The 15,621-nt window shown below is 64.8% G+C and carries 14 protein-coding genes; 10 read left to right on the top strand and 4 right to left on the bottom strand.

Annotated elements, in window-relative coordinates; translation table 11 throughout:
* Positions 1-6 precede the first annotated feature (6 nt).
* From QBJ92_RS01680 to QBJ92_RS01670, 3 genes are all read left to right on the top strand, one after another.
* A complete protein-coding gene (locus QBJ92_RS01680; RefSeq protein WP_277967927.1) occupies positions 7-1,320 on the top strand; it encodes a cation:dicarboxylate symporter family transporter in 1,314 nt (437 codons plus the stop codon).
* A 73-nt stretch (positions 1,321-1,393) separates the two neighbouring features.
* Positions 1,394-2,332, top strand: coding sequence for an amidohydrolase family protein (locus QBJ92_RS01675; RefSeq protein WP_277967926.1), 939 nt, complete (start codon positions 1,394-1,396; stop codon positions 2,330-2,332).
* A 178-nt stretch (positions 2,333-2,510) separates the two neighbouring features.
* The gene (locus tag QBJ92_RS01670; protein ID WP_277967925.1) at positions 2,511-3,392 is read left to right on the top strand and encodes an alpha/beta fold hydrolase; all 882 of its coding nucleotides are present in this window, start codon (positions 2,511-2,513) and stop codon (positions 3,390-3,392) included.
* 437 nt (positions 3,393-3,829) lie between these two features.
* Here QBJ92_RS01670 and QBJ92_RS01665 read toward each other — a convergent pair whose 3' ends face one another.
* The gene (locus QBJ92_RS01665) at positions 3,830-4,381 is read right to left on the bottom strand and encodes a hypothetical protein (protein WP_277967924.1); all 552 of its coding nucleotides are present in this window, start codon (positions 4,379-4,381) and stop codon (positions 3,830-3,832) included.
* 649 nt (positions 4,382-5,030) lie between these two features.
* Positions 5,031-6,308, bottom strand: a complete 1,278-nt coding sequence (locus QBJ92_RS01660; protein WP_277967923.1) for a glycoside hydrolase family 130 protein — start codon at positions 6,306-6,308, stop codon at positions 5,031-5,033.
* 305 nt (positions 6,309-6,613) lie between these two features.
* Between QBJ92_RS01660 and QBJ92_RS01655 the strand changes: the two genes are divergently transcribed.
* From QBJ92_RS01655 to QBJ92_RS01625, 7 genes are all read left to right on the top strand, one after another.
* On the top strand, positions 6,614-7,897 hold the full coding sequence (locus tag QBJ92_RS01655; protein WP_277967922.1) for a cation:proton antiporter: 1,284 nt from the start codon (positions 6,614-6,616) through the stop codon (positions 7,895-7,897).
* Positions 7,898-8,024: 127 nt separating this feature from the next.
* The gene (locus tag QBJ92_RS01650) at positions 8,025-9,152 is read left to right on the top strand and encodes a DUF47 family protein (protein ID WP_431358353.1); all 1,128 of its coding nucleotides are present in this window, start codon (positions 8,025-8,027) and stop codon (positions 9,150-9,152) included.
* An 11-nt stretch (positions 9,153-9,163) separates the two neighbouring features.
* Positions 9,164-10,177, top strand: coding sequence for an inorganic phosphate transporter (locus tag QBJ92_RS01645; protein WP_277967920.1), 1,014 nt, complete (start codon positions 9,164-9,166; stop codon positions 10,175-10,177).
* A gap of 1 nt (position 10,178) precedes the next feature.
* Positions 10,179-11,150: a 2-hydroxyacid dehydrogenase gene (locus QBJ92_RS01640; protein ID WP_277967919.1), complete on the top strand. Its 972-nt coding sequence runs from the start codon at positions 10,179-10,181 to the stop codon at positions 11,148-11,150.
* Positions 11,140-11,934 carry an AAA family ATPase gene (locus QBJ92_RS01635; RefSeq protein WP_277967918.1) on the top strand — a complete coding sequence of 265 codons (795 nt, stop codon included), beginning with the start codon at positions 11,140-11,142 and terminating at the stop codon, positions 11,932-11,934. The genes QBJ92_RS01640 and QBJ92_RS01635 overlap by 11 nt, the downstream gene beginning before the upstream one ends.
* A 98-nt stretch (positions 11,935-12,032) precedes the next feature.
* On the top strand, positions 12,033-13,031 hold the full coding sequence (locus tag QBJ92_RS01630; protein ID WP_277967917.1) for a sterol desaturase family protein: 999 nt from the start codon (positions 12,033-12,035) through the stop codon (positions 13,029-13,031).
* Between the two features lie 60 nt (positions 13,032-13,091).
* Positions 13,092-13,712 (top strand): hypothetical protein, encoded by a 621-nt coding sequence (locus tag QBJ92_RS01625; RefSeq protein WP_277967916.1) that lies wholly within the window; start codon positions 13,092-13,094, stop codon positions 13,710-13,712.
* An 18-nt stretch (positions 13,713-13,730) separates the two neighbouring features.
* Here QBJ92_RS01625 and QBJ92_RS01620 read toward each other — a convergent pair whose 3' ends face one another.
* Positions 13,731-14,618, bottom strand: coding sequence for a Vgb family protein (locus QBJ92_RS01620; RefSeq protein ID WP_277967915.1), 888 nt, complete (start codon positions 14,616-14,618; stop codon positions 13,731-13,733).
* 106 nt (positions 14,619-14,724) lie between these two features.
* Positions 14,725-15,609 (bottom strand): sterol desaturase family protein, encoded by an 885-nt coding sequence (locus QBJ92_RS01615; protein WP_277967914.1) that lies wholly within the window; start codon positions 15,607-15,609, stop codon positions 14,725-14,727.
* Between the last annotated feature and the right edge of the window lie 12 nt (positions 15,610-15,621).

Below are 15,621 nucleotides of genomic sequence, written 5' to 3'. Positions count from 1 at the left end.
CGCGTCTTGAAGCATCTGAAGAAACTCCACGTCCAGGTGCTGATCGCACTCGTCCTGGCCGTGATCCTCGGTCTGGTCGCGCCAGCCTGGGGCACCGCCATGAAGCCGATCGGACAAGCGTTCATCGCGCTGCTCAAGATGATGCTCGCGCCGATCATCTTCCTGACGCTCGTCCACGGTCTGACCCACGTCTCCGACATGCGCGCGCTGGGGCGGATGGGGATCAAGTCGCTGGTCTATTTCGAGGTCGTCAGCACCGTCGCGATGGTGTTCGGTCTGGTCGCGGTCAATCTGCTCCAGCCCGGCGTCGGCTTGCACGCGACCGACCTGGTCGAGCCCGCCGCCGCCGTCAACGCGGGCAAGATCGCGCCCGTCGATTTCTTCCTCCACATCATTCCCAATACGCTCGTCGGCGCGTTTGCGACCGGCGATATCCTGCAGGTGCTGCTCATCTCGCTGCTGGCCGGCATCGCGATCAACCGCGTGTGCGGCCCCGATTCGCTGACGGTGCGCGGGATCGAGGAAGCGCAGACCATCCTGTTCAAGATGCTGAGCTTCCTGATGAAGCTCGCCCCGCTCGGCGCGTTCGGCGCGATGGCGGCGGCGGTCGGCAGCAATGGCGGCGAGACGCTGCTGTACCTGCTGAAGCTGATCGGCGTCTATTATCTCGCCTCCGCGCTGTTCGTGTTCATCTTCCTTTGGGCGATCGCCTGGGTGATCGGCCTGCCGTTCCTCCCGATGCTCAGCCTGATCCGCGACGAGATCCTGCTCGTCTTCGGCACCGCATCGGGGGAAGTCGCCTTCCCGCGATTGCTGGAGAAGCTCAAGAAGAGCGGGTGCGACGATGTCGTGGTCGGGTTCGTCCTGCCGGCGGGGTATAGTTTCAATCTCGACGGCACGTCGATCTACATGGCGGTCGCGATCGGCTTCATCGCGCAGGCGACCGACACCCCGTTCAGCCTGTGGCAGCAGATCGGGTTGCTCGCGATCCTGGCGCTGACCTCCAAGGGCGGCACGACGGTGGCGGGGGGCGCGTTCATCAAGCTTGCCGCGACGCTGCAATCGGTGCGCACGCTGCCGCTCGGCGGTCTGGGACTGTTGTTCGGGATCGACCGGATCATGGCGACCGCGACCGCGCTGACCAACATCGTCGGCAACACGCTCGCGGTGTTCGTGATCGCGCGGTGGGAGGGCGGTTTCAACCCGGCAGCGTTCGAAGCGGAAACCGGCCACGCACCAGGGCGGAGTCTCCTGCGCGGCCCCGCAAAGCCGATCGAGACGCCCGCCGCCGCCCATCCCGAAGCGACGGTGACGGCATGAGCCCGCACGCCATTCCCGCAGTGGCAAGCGCGAAGCCGGGGACCGCACCGCGCGGAACCGGGCGTCACGCCCGATGACGTCGGACCACCCGAGCCGCCGCGACCTTCTGGGTGGTGCCGCCGTCGGTCTGGCGGGGGGGCTTCTGGCTGGCTGTGTCGATGCGACGACCGAACAAGGACTATCGATGACTTCGACCAAGATGCCGCACGGAGCGTGGGATTGTCACACCCACATCTATGGTCCGTTCGACCGGTTCCCGCTGCCCGCCACGGCGGCGTACACGCCGGACGCGGCGCCTTTCACCGCGTTGCAGGCGCTGCATGAGCGTCTTGGCATCGCGCAGGGCGTGCTCGTCCAGGCGGCGCCTTATGGCACGGATCATGCGGCGATCCTCGAGGCGATCGCCGCGAGCGGTGGCCGGTATCGCGGGATCGGCGTGATCGATGCGGCAACGACCGACGCGCAGCTCCAGCATCTGCACGATGGTGGCATCCGGGGCATCCGCTTCAACCTGATGGGCCATTTGCCCGGCAGTCGCGATCCCGCGGCGCTGCGTCGGACGGCGGAGCGTGTGCACGCGCTCGGGTGGCACGTGCTCGTGCATGGCGAACTGCCGGTGCTGATCCCCGTGCTCGAGCAATGGACCACGCTGGCGACGCCGCTGGTGATCGATCACATGGCCCGGCCCGATCTGACCGCGCCGGTGGACCCGACCCAGCTTGCCGTCCTGGTTGCACACCTCCAGCACCCCAGTCGGTGGATCAAGCTTTCCGGCGTGGATCGTGCGATGCAGGGCGCTGCCGAGCCATCGCCGCACGCGACCGCCTATACCCGGATGCTGCTGGAGGCGGCGCCGGATCGCGCGATCTGGGGAACCGACTGGCCGCACCCGAACATCAAGGGACCGGTGCCCGACGACGCGGCGCTTCTCGCATTCATTCTTGACGTCTGCGCGACGGATGCGCGGGCACAGGCAGTGTTGGTCGACAATCCGACGCGGTTGTACGCCTGATGTCGGTCGGTTTTCCGCTTCCTTCGCAGAGGGCTGTTGCCGGCTGCGTTGCCGTTGGCCGCAGCGCGACCGTTTCGCACCATCCGCACGCGCGCCGCCTCCAGGCCGCTGCTGACGAAGCGCCGGCCCGAACGCCTCCAGTCTCGCCGCAATTCCCATGAATCCCAGGAGAACGATCATGAAGAGCTTCACCCGTCATTTCGCACCGATCGCCGTGGTGGCGATGGTCGCCGCGCAGCCGGCGGTCGCGCAGCGTCTCGGTCACGAACTCGTCCGGCACGACAACGTCCAGATCGACGTCACCACGCAGGGCAAGGGACCGGTCATCGTCATGCTGCCGTCGCTCGGTCGGTCCGGTCGTGACTATGACAAGGTTGCGGCGCGGCTCCAGCAATCGGGCTTCCGCGTCCTTCGCCCGGAGCCGCGCGGGATCGCGCGCAGCAGGGGGCCGATGGAGAAGCTGACCGTCCACGATTTCGCCAAGGACGTCGCGGCGGTGGTCGAGCATGAGAAGGCCGGGCCGGTCGTGGTGGTCGGCCACGCCTGGGGCAATTTCCCCGCGCGTCAGCTCGCGACCGATCGCCCCGATCTGGTGCGGGGCGTCGTGCTCGTCGCGGCCTCCGCCGGGAAGGTGCCGCCAGGGTCGGGCGAGAAGCCGATCAACGCCGAAATGCGCGAGGCGATCGACGGCCCGAGCCATACCGAGCTCCCCGAGGCCAAGCGGCTCGAGTATCTCCGCAAGGCGTTCTTCGCGCCCGGCAACGATCCCCGCGTCTGGTTGGGCGGCTGGCATAAGGAAACCCACGACGCGCAGGGGTATGCGCGCAACAACACGCCGGTGGACGACTATTTCGCCGCCGGCACCGCGCCGATCCTCGACCTGCAGGCGGAAAAGGACACGGTCGCCCCACGGCGGTTCTCGGGCGTGTTGAAGAGCATGCTCGGCGACCGGGTGACGGTGCAGGTCATTCCCAACGCCGGCCATGCGATGGCGCCCGAACAGCCCAAGGCAATGGCCGACGCGATCGCCGCATTCGCGCGCAAGGTCTACGCCAAATAATAGTTCTGCTGCCCCAGCCTGACGAACGGGCGGGGGCAGCGCCCTTTTCTCTGCGCGCGCGGGCGGCTGCTCCTCAGCCGCCCGTTTTTTTGTCGCGGGTTGCGCACGGCAGCGGCAGCGGCGCGTGCCCGGCGGATCGCTCGCGATCCTCCCTTGGAAGCGCTACGCGAAACCCAGCGCGTGAGGCGCGCCGTATCCGTGCTGCGCGATTACTGCCCAACATCGGTCTGCATCCCGGACGCCCTCTGCCTTCCTGTCGGGAGGGCGAGCCGGCTGGTCGTGCCGGTCTTCAAAAGGCACGTGGACGATTCCGTCATCTGTCGGGAACTTCGGACCGTTCGCGCAGGCGTTTTGGCGTTGTGCCGAGGGGGCAGGGCGGGCGCACGGCGGATTCCGACGCATGAACACGGCGTCGGTGCCTGCACTACAAGAACAGCTTAGTCCGGCCGGTAGATGTTCATGATGCTGGTGTTCCGGTCTCCGGCAGGGTTCCCGAATTTTACCCGCAGCGCTTCGAGGATACCGGGATACAGTTTGAGCAAGCTCAAGATCTCGAATTCGTGGACCTGGCTTTTGTGATATTTGTACATGATGCGGTTGCTCATGCTGTCGCCCATGTCGATGAACGCCGAAACGGGCCGGATTCCGGCCATCCGCCGGGACGGTTCGGCAAGGTGGGGCAGGCCGCTTTCCGTAGTGCAAACCAAATCTCGAGCGATCGAAGCATTGGAAGAGTATTCCTGTGCATCGCAACCATCAGACGATAGTAGACCGCCACGGGGCGGCGTATTGATCGTCAGTCGAGCACTGGTATTCGCCGTCGTTTTCCACGATGGCGTTGGATTGCCTATGTGAAGAGTCGTTTCGAGATCTTCGCTGCGGAATTCATAGCGCTCGCTCGATCTCGCTGAAGCATCCGCACTCATCGCACAGAGCGGAGTCGTCGCCACGAAAAACAACGACTGAAGTAGATAGCCCGTGACGCGCATGCTTCCCCCGACCAAGCATCGGCCCTAGACAGGAAAATGCTGTTCCATCCAAATCGCACGCAATAATAGGGTACAGAAGATCGGTATAAGGAGCTCAACACGCTTCCGGACTCGATCTAAAGGCGAGTCTATAGTCGATAACATTCCATTTTGGAACACAGTTAATGAGTCGAAGAACAACCAAATGACTTGAACGGCATTAAGAGAACTAAGGAGAGCACAGAAGGTCGTATTTTTATGGGAAAAAGTATTATAATATCAAAGCCTAGTTGCATTAGGCTCGTACTATTTTGCTCGAAAACTCTAATGTTCGACGCGTGATAAACTAAACGTCGTAATAAGATTATTACGAAGATCAGCGGGTGGAGTATCCGGTTATTGCCGGCGGCAGCGCATGACCGTATGGGGTCTATGACGCGCGAATCGCGATGCTCTCGACAGGTCGATCGAGGATCAGCGGCTTGAAGTCGGGTCAGCGTGCGAGGAGCGACGCCGGACGCCGTAGAGAGCGTAGCCAGTCCGACGGGTGCGACGTCGCACTATCAAAGCGAATCCTCGCCAACGCGCGGGGCGGCGCGTTGGCGAGGAGGGCGACACTACCCGCCGTTCGCAAGGTGCGCGTCAGACGGCCTTATTGGTCAGTGACGGTCTACACCATCACGCCGAGCAGGTCGTCGACACTGCCGGTGGCGAAGGCGCTATATTCATCGCCGATTGCATAGGGCAACAGGATCCGCCGTCGATGCAGCAGTGCGCCGCAACTGTACGTCACGTTCGGTACATAGCCGCCGCGTTGCTCGCCGGAGGGGAACAGGAGCGGGGACGGGGTGCGGGCAAGGACTTTCGACGGGTCGTCCTTGTCCAGCAGGCACGCGCCAACACAATAGCCGCGCACCATGCCCACGCCATGCGTGAACAGCAGCCAGCCTTCATCGATTTCGATCGGCGAGCCGCAATTGCCGATCTGGACGAACTCCCACGGGTATTTGGGACCCATGATCGGGCTGCCTTCATCCCAGTTCAGGAGATCATCGGAATAGAGCAGCCACAGATTGACGTTGTCCTGTCGCCCGATCATCGCGAAGCGTCCATCGACCCGTCGCGGAAACAGCGCCATGCCCTTGTATCCGGCCATTTCGCCGGTCAGCGCCCGCATTTCGAACGTCCGCTGATCGATGCCGCGCAGCAGCTCGGCGCGCGCGGTGTTGCCGTCGAACGCGGTGTACGTCCCGATCACGCTTTCCACGCCGTCGTGATCGGTAAACCGTACGAGGCGCAGATCCTCGACGCCTTTCCGCTGGCTCGGCAGAATCGGGAAGATCACGGTTTCGGAAATGTCCTCGCTGTCCTCCGCGCGCATCCGCACCCAGCCGTCGTTGTCGCTGTCGATCCGCGGCGGAACGCCTTGCTCGCTCGGGGGATCGACGACGAGATCGGTGCCGCCGTCCCACGTCCCGGTCCGGAACGTGACGGAAGAAATATGGCCCTCGCCCACGCCGCGCAGCGAAATGATGAAGCGGATGCTGTCGTCGTTCGGATCCTGGTCGGGCAGGGTGACGATGCTCGGGTTGAACAACGCTGCGGATTCGAACGCATACTCCTGGCTGAAATAGGCACCCAACAGCAGTTGATCGCGCTTTTCCGGAACGTCCAGGTCGCCGAGGTCGCCTTTGACCTCTTCAAACCGCCGCAGGAAGACGTTTTCGACGTTACGGTGCCGCGTTGCCATCGCATCGTTGAGCAGTCGCAACATGCGGTCGCGCGCTTCTGGCTCCAACGCCATGACCCGCGCCGCGACTTCTTGGAGGCGCGTCGGCGTCTGGTTGAACGCGGAGGGATATTCGAAGCTGAACGGACGGATGACGGTACGGGAAGGATCCGGTTTGAGTTCGATGTCGAGGGTGGTGAACACGTCCGCTGCAATCATCCGCTGGTCTCTTTCTGTGCCATCCTGACGAACAAGCGATACGCCTGCCTCGCCAGAAAGGTCCCGACCGGGACGATCCGCCATGACGGTTTCGGCGGGCGAAGCGGATCGATCCCTTCACGCCATGCGATCCGGGGCGAGCATGGCCGGAGATCCCGAAGGGTCCAAATCGCTTCTGGGGCGTTTCCCTCTTGCATATGCGGCGCGGGATGCTTGGTCCCGTCGCGTGTCGTCCCGATATCGCCCCACTGTCCTGGCATGCACCGTGCTGCCGCGACGGCGTGTTTGCAACGGAAAGACCCGTCATGATTGCCGCTCTCGGGTCACCCGATCCGTACATTCTCATGCTCACCGGCTTCGGCTTGCTGACCGCGCTCGTCGTGTGGTTGCCGCTGGCGCTGCGCAAACTGCCGCTGTCGCTGCCGATCGTGTGCATCGCGCTGGGGGCGGCGCTGTTCTCGTTGCCGGAAGTGACGCTCAAGCCGCTGCCGCTGCTTTACCCGGAGGTGACTGAGCGCTTTACCGAATTCGTCGTCATCATCGCGCTGATGGGGGCGGGGTTGAAGATCGACCGGGTGTTCCGCTGGAAGGACTGGACCGTCACCTGGCGCCTGCTGGCGATCACGATGCCGCTCGGCATCCTGGCGATTGCGGTGGTGACGGCGTGGGGAATGGGACTGCCCTGGGCGATCGCGCTGCTGCTCGCGGCCAGCCTTGCGCCGACCGATCCCGTCCTGGCATCCGATATTCAAGTCGGGCCGCCCAAGAGCGAGGATGAGGACGAGGTGCGGTTCGGGCTCACGTCCGAGGCTGGCCTCAACGATGGTTTCGCGTTTCCGTTCGTCCATCTCGCGATCATGCTCGCCGCGGCCGGGGCGAGCCGGCCGTGGGTGGGGGAGTGGCTGACGTACCGGGTGGTGTGGGAGATCGGCGCGGGGATCGGCGTGGGGTGGGCGATCGGCCGTGCCTTCGGGTGGCTGACGTTCCATGTCCCGGCGCAGACCAAGCTTGCCCAGACCGGCGACGGGCTGATCGCGCTGGCGGCGACCTGCATCTCTTATGGTTTTACCGAGCTCCTCCACTGCTACGGTTTTCTCGCGGTGTTCGTCACCGCGTTGACGTTCCGCGGCACGCACCGGACGCACGACTTCCACCACGACATGCACGACGTGACCGAACAGATCGAACGGCTGGCGATGATGGTGTTGCTGCTGCTGTTCGGCGGCGCGCTGGTGAGTGGGCTGCTGGCGTCGGTGTCGCTGGTGGACGTGCTGATCGCGCTGGTGATCCTGCTGGTCATCCGCCCGATCACCGGGTTGATCGGCTTGACGGGGCACCAGGCGGATCGCTCGGAAAAGCTGACGCTCGCGTTCTTCGGGATCCGCGGGGTCGGATCGATCTATTATCTGGCGTATGGGCTCAACCATATCGAGGTCGCGCAGGCTGAGCGCCTGTGGGGGCTGATGGGGTTGGTCGTGCTGTTCTCGATCGTGCTGCATGGGCTGACGGTGACGCCGATCATGCGGCTGCTCGACCGGCGGCATGGCCGCGACCCCGACAAGGACGCCCCGCCCGCCGTGGTCGCGTAAGGCTGCGCCCGAACGGGCATGACCCTCGCAGGCCTGTGTGTGGCGGCGGATGGCCGCGCGATTTGTGCAAAAGCATTGGCTGCGCGGGCGCGCTTCGATACGGTCCCTGCGCAAAGGGAGCCTTGTTATTCGTCAAATTGCTGCTCTGCCGTATCGCACCGACGGGACGAAGATCGATTCGCCGGTGCGCGTACTGCTCGTCACGTCGCGGGAAACCAAGCGCTGGGTGATCCCCAAGGGCAATCCGATGACCGGGATGCTGGCGCATGCGGCGGCCGCGGTGGAGGCCCACGAAGAGGCGGGCGTCAGCGGTCTCGTCTGCCCGACTCCGCTGGGGTCGTATCGCTATCGCAAGCGGAAGGGGAACGGCGCGTCGCTGATGCTCGACGTGGACGTCTTCCCGCTGGCCGTCACGCGCGAGCTCGATTCGTGGAAGGAGCAGTCGCAGCGCGAACGGCGCTGGTTTTCGCTGCCCGATGCCGCCAATGCCGTCGACGAAAGCGACCTGAGCGACCTCATCCGTTCCTTCGGTCCGTCCGAATTCAAAACCGCCGCGCAACGCAATGGTGTGCTGGCAACCGTAGCCCAGAAATCGAAAGTCAGTCCGATGTTCGCCTGGTTCCAGCGTCTGCTTCCCCGTACGGGCAATTTCTTCGAGCTGTTCGAGGCCCATGCCGTCGCGATCGGAGCGGGGGCCGATGCGGTGTCTCGCTTGCTGCAGGGCGAATCCGGCGCCGCCGCGGACCATATCCGCGAGGTGATCGAACGCGAGCAGGATGCCGACAATATCAATCGCGAGATGCTGCTGACGGTGCGCCGCACCTTCCTCACGCCCTTCGATCGCGGCGCGATCACCAGCCTGATCGGCGCGATGGACGATTCGATCGATGAGATGCAGGCCGCGGTGCAGGCGATCGATCTGTACGAGGTGACCAGCTTCACCCAGGAAATGAAGGACATGGCGGCGATCATCGTCGATGCCGCGCGGTTGACCGCGGAGGCGATGCCGTTGCTGCGCGACGTCGGGCGCAATGGCGCGCGGTTGCACGAGCTGACCGAACGCATGGTGCGCATGGAGAGCCACGCCGACGAGATCCACACCAACGGCGTCAAGCGGGCGTTCAAGGAAATGGGCGCGACCGATACGCGCGGGTTCATCGTTTCGCGGGAGGTGTACAAGCATCTCGAACGCATCGTCGACGCGTTCGAGGACGTTGCCAACGAAATCGATGGCATCGTCATCGATCACGCCTGAACGACCGACAGATGTACAGTCTCGCCTTTCCGCTGCTCGTCGGCCTCATCGCGGTCGCGCTTGCGTTCGATTTCCTCAATGGATTGCATGACGCGGCCAATTCGATCGCCACGGTCGTTTCGACCCGGCTGCTCAAGCCGGTCCACGCCGTGCTGTTCGCCGGATTCTTCAATTTCGCCGCCTATTTCCTGACGATCACCTTCCCCAGCCTGCACGCGGTCGCCTCGACGATCGGAAAGGGGCTGATTGCCCAGGAACTGGTGACCCCGGCGGTGGTGTTCGGCGCGCTGGTCGGCGCGATGTTCTGGAACGTCGTGACGTGGTTGAAGGGTATTCCCTCCTCGTCGAGCCACGCGCTGGTCGGCGGGATGATCGGATCGGGAGTCGCGCATGCCGGCATCACCGGGGTGCAGTGGAGCGGATTGAACAAGACGCTGATCGCGATCGTGCTGTCGCCGGTGCTCGGCATGATCCTGTCGATGCTGATCATGCTGATCTCGAGCTGGCTGTTCCGGCGCGCGAGCAACCGCGTCGCGGAACGTTCGTTCCGCGCGCTGCATCTGATTTCGTCGGGCGCCTATTCGCTTAGCCACGGCCTCAACGATGCGCAGAAGACGATGGGAATCATCACCGTCTTGCTGTTCTCGACCGGCTATCTCCACGGCGATTTCGAAGTGCCGCATTGGGTCGCGATCAGCTGTTACGTCGCGATGGGGCTCGGCACGCTGACGGGCGGGTGGAAGATCATCGAGACGATGGGATCGCGGATCACCAAGCTGTCGCAGCACCAAGGGTTCAGCGCGTCGCTCGGTGGATCGGTAATGGTGTTTGCCGCGTCGCTGCTCGGGATTCCGGTGTCGACGACGCACACGATCACCGGCTGCATCATCGGCGCGGGCGTCGCCCGCCGTGCGTCGGCGGTGCGCTGGGGCGTCGCGCAGAACGTGCTGGTCGCGTGGATCATCACCATCCCGGCGTCGGCGGCGGTCGGCGCGCTCTTCTACCTGCTGACGACGCTGATCTGAGGTGACCGATCGCCCCCGCATCCGCGTGACCCGGCGCTTGCCGCAAGTCGTCGAACAGCGCCTTGCCGAGACCTATGACGCGGTCTTCAATCCCGGGGACGTCGCGCTGACCAGCGCAGACTTGCGCGATGCGATGCGCTCGTTCGATGCGATCGTGCCGACGATCACCGACCGGATCGATGCCGATCTGCTGGCGACCCCGGAGCGGCGCGTCCGGGTGATCGCCAATTACGGCGCTGGCGTGGAGCATATCGACGTCGCCGCGGCCGCGGCGGCCGGGATCGCGGTCAGCAACACCCCCGGGGCGCTGACCGAAGCGACCGCGGAACTCGCGATCCTGCTGATGTTGATGGCCGCCCGTCGCGCGGGCGAGGGTGAGCGCGAATTGCGTGCGGGGGAATGGACCGGCTGGCGTCCGACTCATCTGGTGGGCGAGTCGCTCGAGGGAAGTACGCTCGGGCTGATCGGCTTTGGTCGAATCGCCCGGCGTACTGCGGCGCGCGCGCGGGGTCTGGGAATGCACATTCGCTATTTCTCGCGTAGCCCGGTCGCGCCCGACGTCGAGGCGATGCTGGGCGCGACCCGCGCCGCATCCGCCGAAGCACTGGTGGCGGAGGCGGATGTCGTGTCGCTGCACATCCCCGGTGGTGCGGCGACGCATTATTTCCTCGATGCCGCCCTGCTGGCCAAGGCGAAGCCGACCGCGATCATCATCAACACCGCGCGCGGATCGGTGATCGACGAGGCGGCGCTGGTGGCGGCGCTGGCGGAGGGGCGGATCGCGGCGGCGGGTCTCGACGTGTATGAGAATGAGCCGGCGGTGAGTCCTGCGCTTCTGGCGAGCCCGCGGACGGTTCTCCTGCCGCATCTCGGCAGCGCGACGCGCGGCGCGCGCGAAGCGATGGGGATGCAGGCGGTCGACAATCTCGACGCGTTCTTCGCGGGTCGCGCATTGCCTGATCGTGTCGCCTGAGGACATTCTCGCGACCGCGATCGAGCGCGCGCTGGAGCAGCCCCGCCGGATGCCGCTGGTGCTCGGCCTGTGCGGGGCGCAGGGGAGCGGCAAATCGACCGTCGCGGCGGCGCTCGCCGCGCGGTTCCCGCATACGGTCGTGCTGTCGCTCGACGATCTGTATCGCACGCGACGGGAACGGGCGCAGCTTGCGCGGGATGTCCACCCGCTGTTCGCCACGCGCGGGGTTCCGGGGACGCACGACGTTGCGCTCGGGCTGGCGACCTTCGCGCGGCTCGACGCCGGGGAAGCGCCGCCCTTGCCCCGGTTCGACAAGGCGACCGACGACCGCGTCGATCCCGCGCGGTGGGTCGCGGCGCCCGTACCCACGCGACTGGTGATCTTCGAGGGCTGGTGTGTCGGTGCGCGGCCCCAGGATGCGGCTGCGCTGGCCGAACCCGTCAATGCGCTGGAGCGCGAGCGGGATCCGTCCGGCGTCTGGCGGCGCTACGCCAATGCCGCGCTCGCCGGCGCGTATCAGCGGCTGTTCGCGCGGATCGATTTGCTCGCGCTGCTGCGGGCGCCGCGCTGGACACAGGTGCTGGCGTGGCGGCTAGAGCAGGAGAAGGCGCTGCGCCGCTCCGGTGCGCACGGCGCGGGGGTGATGTCCGACGACGAGGTTCGGGCGTTCGTCCGTCATTACGAGCGATTGACGCGGCATATCCTCGAAACGATGCCCGATTATGCCGATCTGGTGCTGCAGCTCGACGATGATCGGACCTGCATCGCCGTGCGCGGCGGCTGACCGTCGGTCCACGCGCCGTGCGATACGTCCAATGACGTATCCTGCCGACTCGACCGCTTCGATACCGTGACCGCACTGCTCGATTCACGGGAAAACATATGACGGGAACGCGCGTAGGCAATCGGGTGATCGGTGCGCAGGCCCCGGTCACGGTCGGTTGGGAGAATATTCCGAAGGTCGAAGGCGGCCCGGTAAAGCAGTTCGTCTTTACCTGGTTCCAGCCGGCCATGCTCTTCGCGCTCATCGCCTTCTGGTATTATGCGCCCAATTCGATTGCCAAGGCGTCGACCGCGGTCGCGATCGGGATCGGCTTCAAGGCGCTGCTGCTCGTGCTCGAATGGGTCAATCCGCGCTTCGACAGCTGGCGCCTGACCTGGAAAGAGGCGGCGACCGACCTGTTCTACGTCGCGATCGGCTATACGATGCTGCGGCTGTTGGACGGGTATATCGGCGACGACGTCATGATCGACTATGTCCAGAAGGCGCTGCACTGGGACAAGTTCGCCTGGTTCATGACGCTGCCGTTGCTCGTACAGGCCATCCTGATCTCGGTGCTGTTCGATTTCGGGCAATATTGGATGCATCGCGGGATGCACAATTGGTACCCATTGTGGGTGACCCATGCGCCGCACCATTACATCACGCAGCTCAACATCAACAAAGGCGCGGTCGGCAATCCGGTCGAGCTGTTCCTGATCGGGCTGGGGATCGGCGGTTTCTTCGATTTCCTGCCGCGCGCGGCGCTGCTTGCGGGCACGTTCGGCCTAGCGGTTAGCGTGTATCAGCACATCAACGTCCGGTTCAACACGCCGCGCTGGTGGCGCTTCCTGTTCAACACGACCGAGCATCACAGCGTCCACCATTCGCAGGACTTCGAAGCCAGCCGGAGCAATTATTCCGGGACCTGGATCATCATCGATCGCCTGTTCGGAACGTGCGTGGATGGCGAGGCGGAGCTGCTCGGGATGGAAGGCGGACGCCGCATGTCGATCCGCGAAACGATGGTCTATCCATTCGCCGAGGTCGGCAAGTCGCTCAAGCACAGGATGGGACGGCGGACGTCGGAGGAGCAGCCGATCGCTGTTCCGGCCGAATAAACGATGGCGTCTTCGAGAGCCTTCGCATCGGTCGAACCACCCCGCCTTCGAGGATTTCCGGTGAACCTGCGCTTCCTCGAATGGATCTGGCACGTGCGGGGCAGCGTGGCGCTGGCGTCCGATGCCTCGCGGGACGCGGTGTTCGACAAGCTCGATCCCGTATTCCGGCAAACCGGGACGAGTTTCGACCGCGTCGGCGACACGCTGGTGTTCCGGAAACGGGATCAGGCGGCACAGGACAAGATGTCCGTCTTCGACGAAGGCGTGCTCACGCTCGAACAGCGCGCGTCCGGCCCCGTGCTGCGGTACGATCTGGTCAGCCGCGCGCTGCTCTACTGTTTCCTGGCGCCCTTGCTGTTCCTCGCGGTGGCGCAGTTGACGATCCTGCTCAGCGCCCACCAGAAGGCGGTTGCCGAGGCGGCGGAGAAGGCGGGTACCGCGCCCAAGAAACCCGAAAAGAAGGTCTTTCCGCTCAACCCGATCGACCAGGCGCTGGGCGCGCCCGCACCCGAGCCCCCCAAGAAGAAGGGGAAGGACAAGAAGGCCGACGACGCCAAGCTGCCGTCGCCCACACCGGCCTATGTCTTCGCCGGAATCTTTGCCGTGCTCTACGTCGTTGGGCGGATTCTCGAAGACCGGCTGGTCAACGCGCTGTTCCGCAAACGAGTGTCCGCCGCCTAGCGACGCAGTCCCGTCGCTTCAGCGACCGATCGCGGCAGGCTTTCTCCACCAGGACAGCGTGTGGCGATCATGCGCGGTCGTCCACACCCCCGCCGGCGTATAGCGCAGCGCCCCGCTGCCGGACGCCGTGCCGACCCGCGCGCGCACCGCGAGCGATTTAGGGTCGATGACGGCGAACGTCTGGCCAGCGGTCGTGCGCAGCCACACCTTTCCGCCGCCCGCGTCGATGTCGCCGTACTTGAGCGTGTCATCGACCTTGACCCGGCCAGTGACCGCAGCGCTCACCGGATCGACGCGCGCGACCGTGCCGTCGCCCTGTTCCTGCACCCAGACCGCGCCTTCACCCGCGACGAGGAACCCCGGCGTCCGGCCGAGCGGCGTCTTCGCGACGACGCTGTTGCTGTGCGGGTCGATCTTTTGCAGCGTCTGGCTGGTCCCGCTCGCCGCCCAAAGCGCACCGAAGCCGAACGATAGATAATCGCTGTCGGGATCGACCCGAACCGAGGCGACGACCGCGTTCGTCGCGGGGTCGACCCGCGCGATCGTCCCCGTGGCGGCGCTGCTGACCCAGATCGACCCAGCCCCCGCCACCACGTTCAGCTCGCCCTTGGGGTTGCCGATTCCGGTCGGGATCGCGACGGACAGCTTTGCGGTCTTGAGGTCGATCCGGTTGAGCGTGCGGTCCTTGCAATCGGCCACCCATAGCGAGCCCGCGAAAATCGCCATCGCGCCACAGGGATGCGCCATCGGGACCTGCGCGAGCTTCTTGCGCTTGGACCAATGCTCGACGCGTCCGGCATTGGTCACCCACACGGTCTTGCCGTCGACCGCGAGGAAATCGGCAAAACCGGGAACGGTGAGGACCCGTTCGTGCGGCGCCGCCGCCGCGGTCGTTGCAAAGGCCATGCAGCCACCGATGACTGTCGCGACTGCCCAATGTTTTTTCAGATCGACCTCCAGAGAAAACGAGAATGGCGTGCGCGGCAGGCCGATGCCGCGATGGGGCGCGGGTTCAGTTTGCAACCGATGCGGATTTGCGCTGCTTTTCGGCCATCCGCGCGATTACCGGGCGGGCGGGGAACACCATCTGTTCGAGGATGGTCAGCCGCTTGCGGTCATCCTGGCCCACGACCGCGGATTCGCCTTCGCGATACGTGCCGAACAGCCGATCCAGCAGGATCAGCGAATTGGCATAATTGCAGCGCGTATCCTCATAGCTGAGCGCGGTGTGATGCAGGCTGTGGTTTTGGATGGTGGTGAAGAACAGCGCGTACCAGCGCGGCGGATCGGCGCGGACGTTGGCATGGGCAAACGTCGACACGACCCCGAGCACGTTGAAACCACAGAAGATCGCCGCCTGCGGTAGATCGAACAGCGCGACCAGGCTGAGGCTGATCAGGAACAGCTCGATTGGATTGCCGACATAGCCCTTCATCGCGTTGAGCTGCGTGATGTGATGATGCGGCGCGTGCGTCGACCACACGAACGCATTGTTGTGCATCAGCCGGTGCATCCAATATTGACCGACTTCGACGACAAGGATGACCAGCACGACCTGCAGCACGAACGGCACGTGCATCGCCCATTCGGTGTGGATGCCGAGCGCCTGCTTGATCGCCTTCAGCGGTGCCTCGGCGAAGGTGCTGGTGGCCCAGGCGATCGCGGTCGAGCCGAGGACCATGTAGAACAGATCGGTGCCAAATTCGCGCAGGTTGAGGCGCCAGGCAGCGTGGCGTTCGTGGATCCATTCGAGCGCCAGGACGAACGCGGTGGTCACTGCCGTCGCCGCCAGAATCGACCACGGGCTGTTGATCCAGTCCGCCGGACCGAACGCCCAGAACAGGACGACCGCCGCAACCGTCGCGGGCGGGAGGAGATTGAACACCGTCTTCGTCATCGACCGCAAACC

Origin of the sequence: Sphingomonas echinoides (assembly GCF_029623395.1) — a bacterium.
GTDB lineage: Bacteria > Pseudomonadota > Alphaproteobacteria > Sphingomonadales > Sphingomonadaceae > Sphingomonas > Sphingomonas echinoides_A.
This window is presented reverse-complemented; position numbering and strand designations above follow the sequence as displayed.

Excerpts from the sequence above, each read along its gene's own strand:
- QBJ92_RS01615 (WP_277967914.1), bottom strand. The coding sequence starts at position 15,609 with ATGACGAAGACGGTGTTCAATCTCCTCCCGCCCGCGACGGTTGCGGCG.
- QBJ92_RS01655 (WP_277967922.1), top strand. The coding sequence starts at position 6,614 with ATGATTGCCGCTCTCGGGTCACCCGATCCGTACATTCTCATGCTCACC.
- QBJ92_RS01630 (WP_277967917.1), top strand. The coding sequence starts at position 12,033 with ATGACGGGAACGCGCGTAGGCAATCGGGTGATCGGTGCGCAGGCCCCG.
- QBJ92_RS01675 (WP_277967926.1), top strand. The coding sequence starts at position 1,394 with ATGACGTCGGACCACCCGAGCCGCCGCGACCTTCTGGGTGGTGCCGCC.
- QBJ92_RS01620 (WP_277967915.1), bottom strand. The coding sequence starts at position 14,618 with ATGGCCTTTGCAACGACCGCGGCGGCGGCGCCGCACGAACGGGTCCTC.
- QBJ92_RS01645 (WP_277967920.1), top strand. The coding sequence starts at position 9,164 with ATGTACAGTCTCGCCTTTCCGCTGCTCGTCGGCCTCATCGCGGTCGCG.
- QBJ92_RS01670 (WP_277967925.1), top strand. The coding sequence starts at position 2,511 with ATGAAGAGCTTCACCCGTCATTTCGCACCGATCGCCGTGGTGGCGATG.
- QBJ92_RS01665 (WP_277967924.1), bottom strand. The coding sequence starts at position 4,381 with ATGCGCGTCACGGGCTATCTACTTCAGTCGTTGTTTTTCGTGGCGACG.
- QBJ92_RS01660 (WP_277967923.1), bottom strand. The coding sequence starts at position 6,308 with ATGATTGCAGCGGACGTGTTCACCACCCTCGACATCGAACTCAAACCG.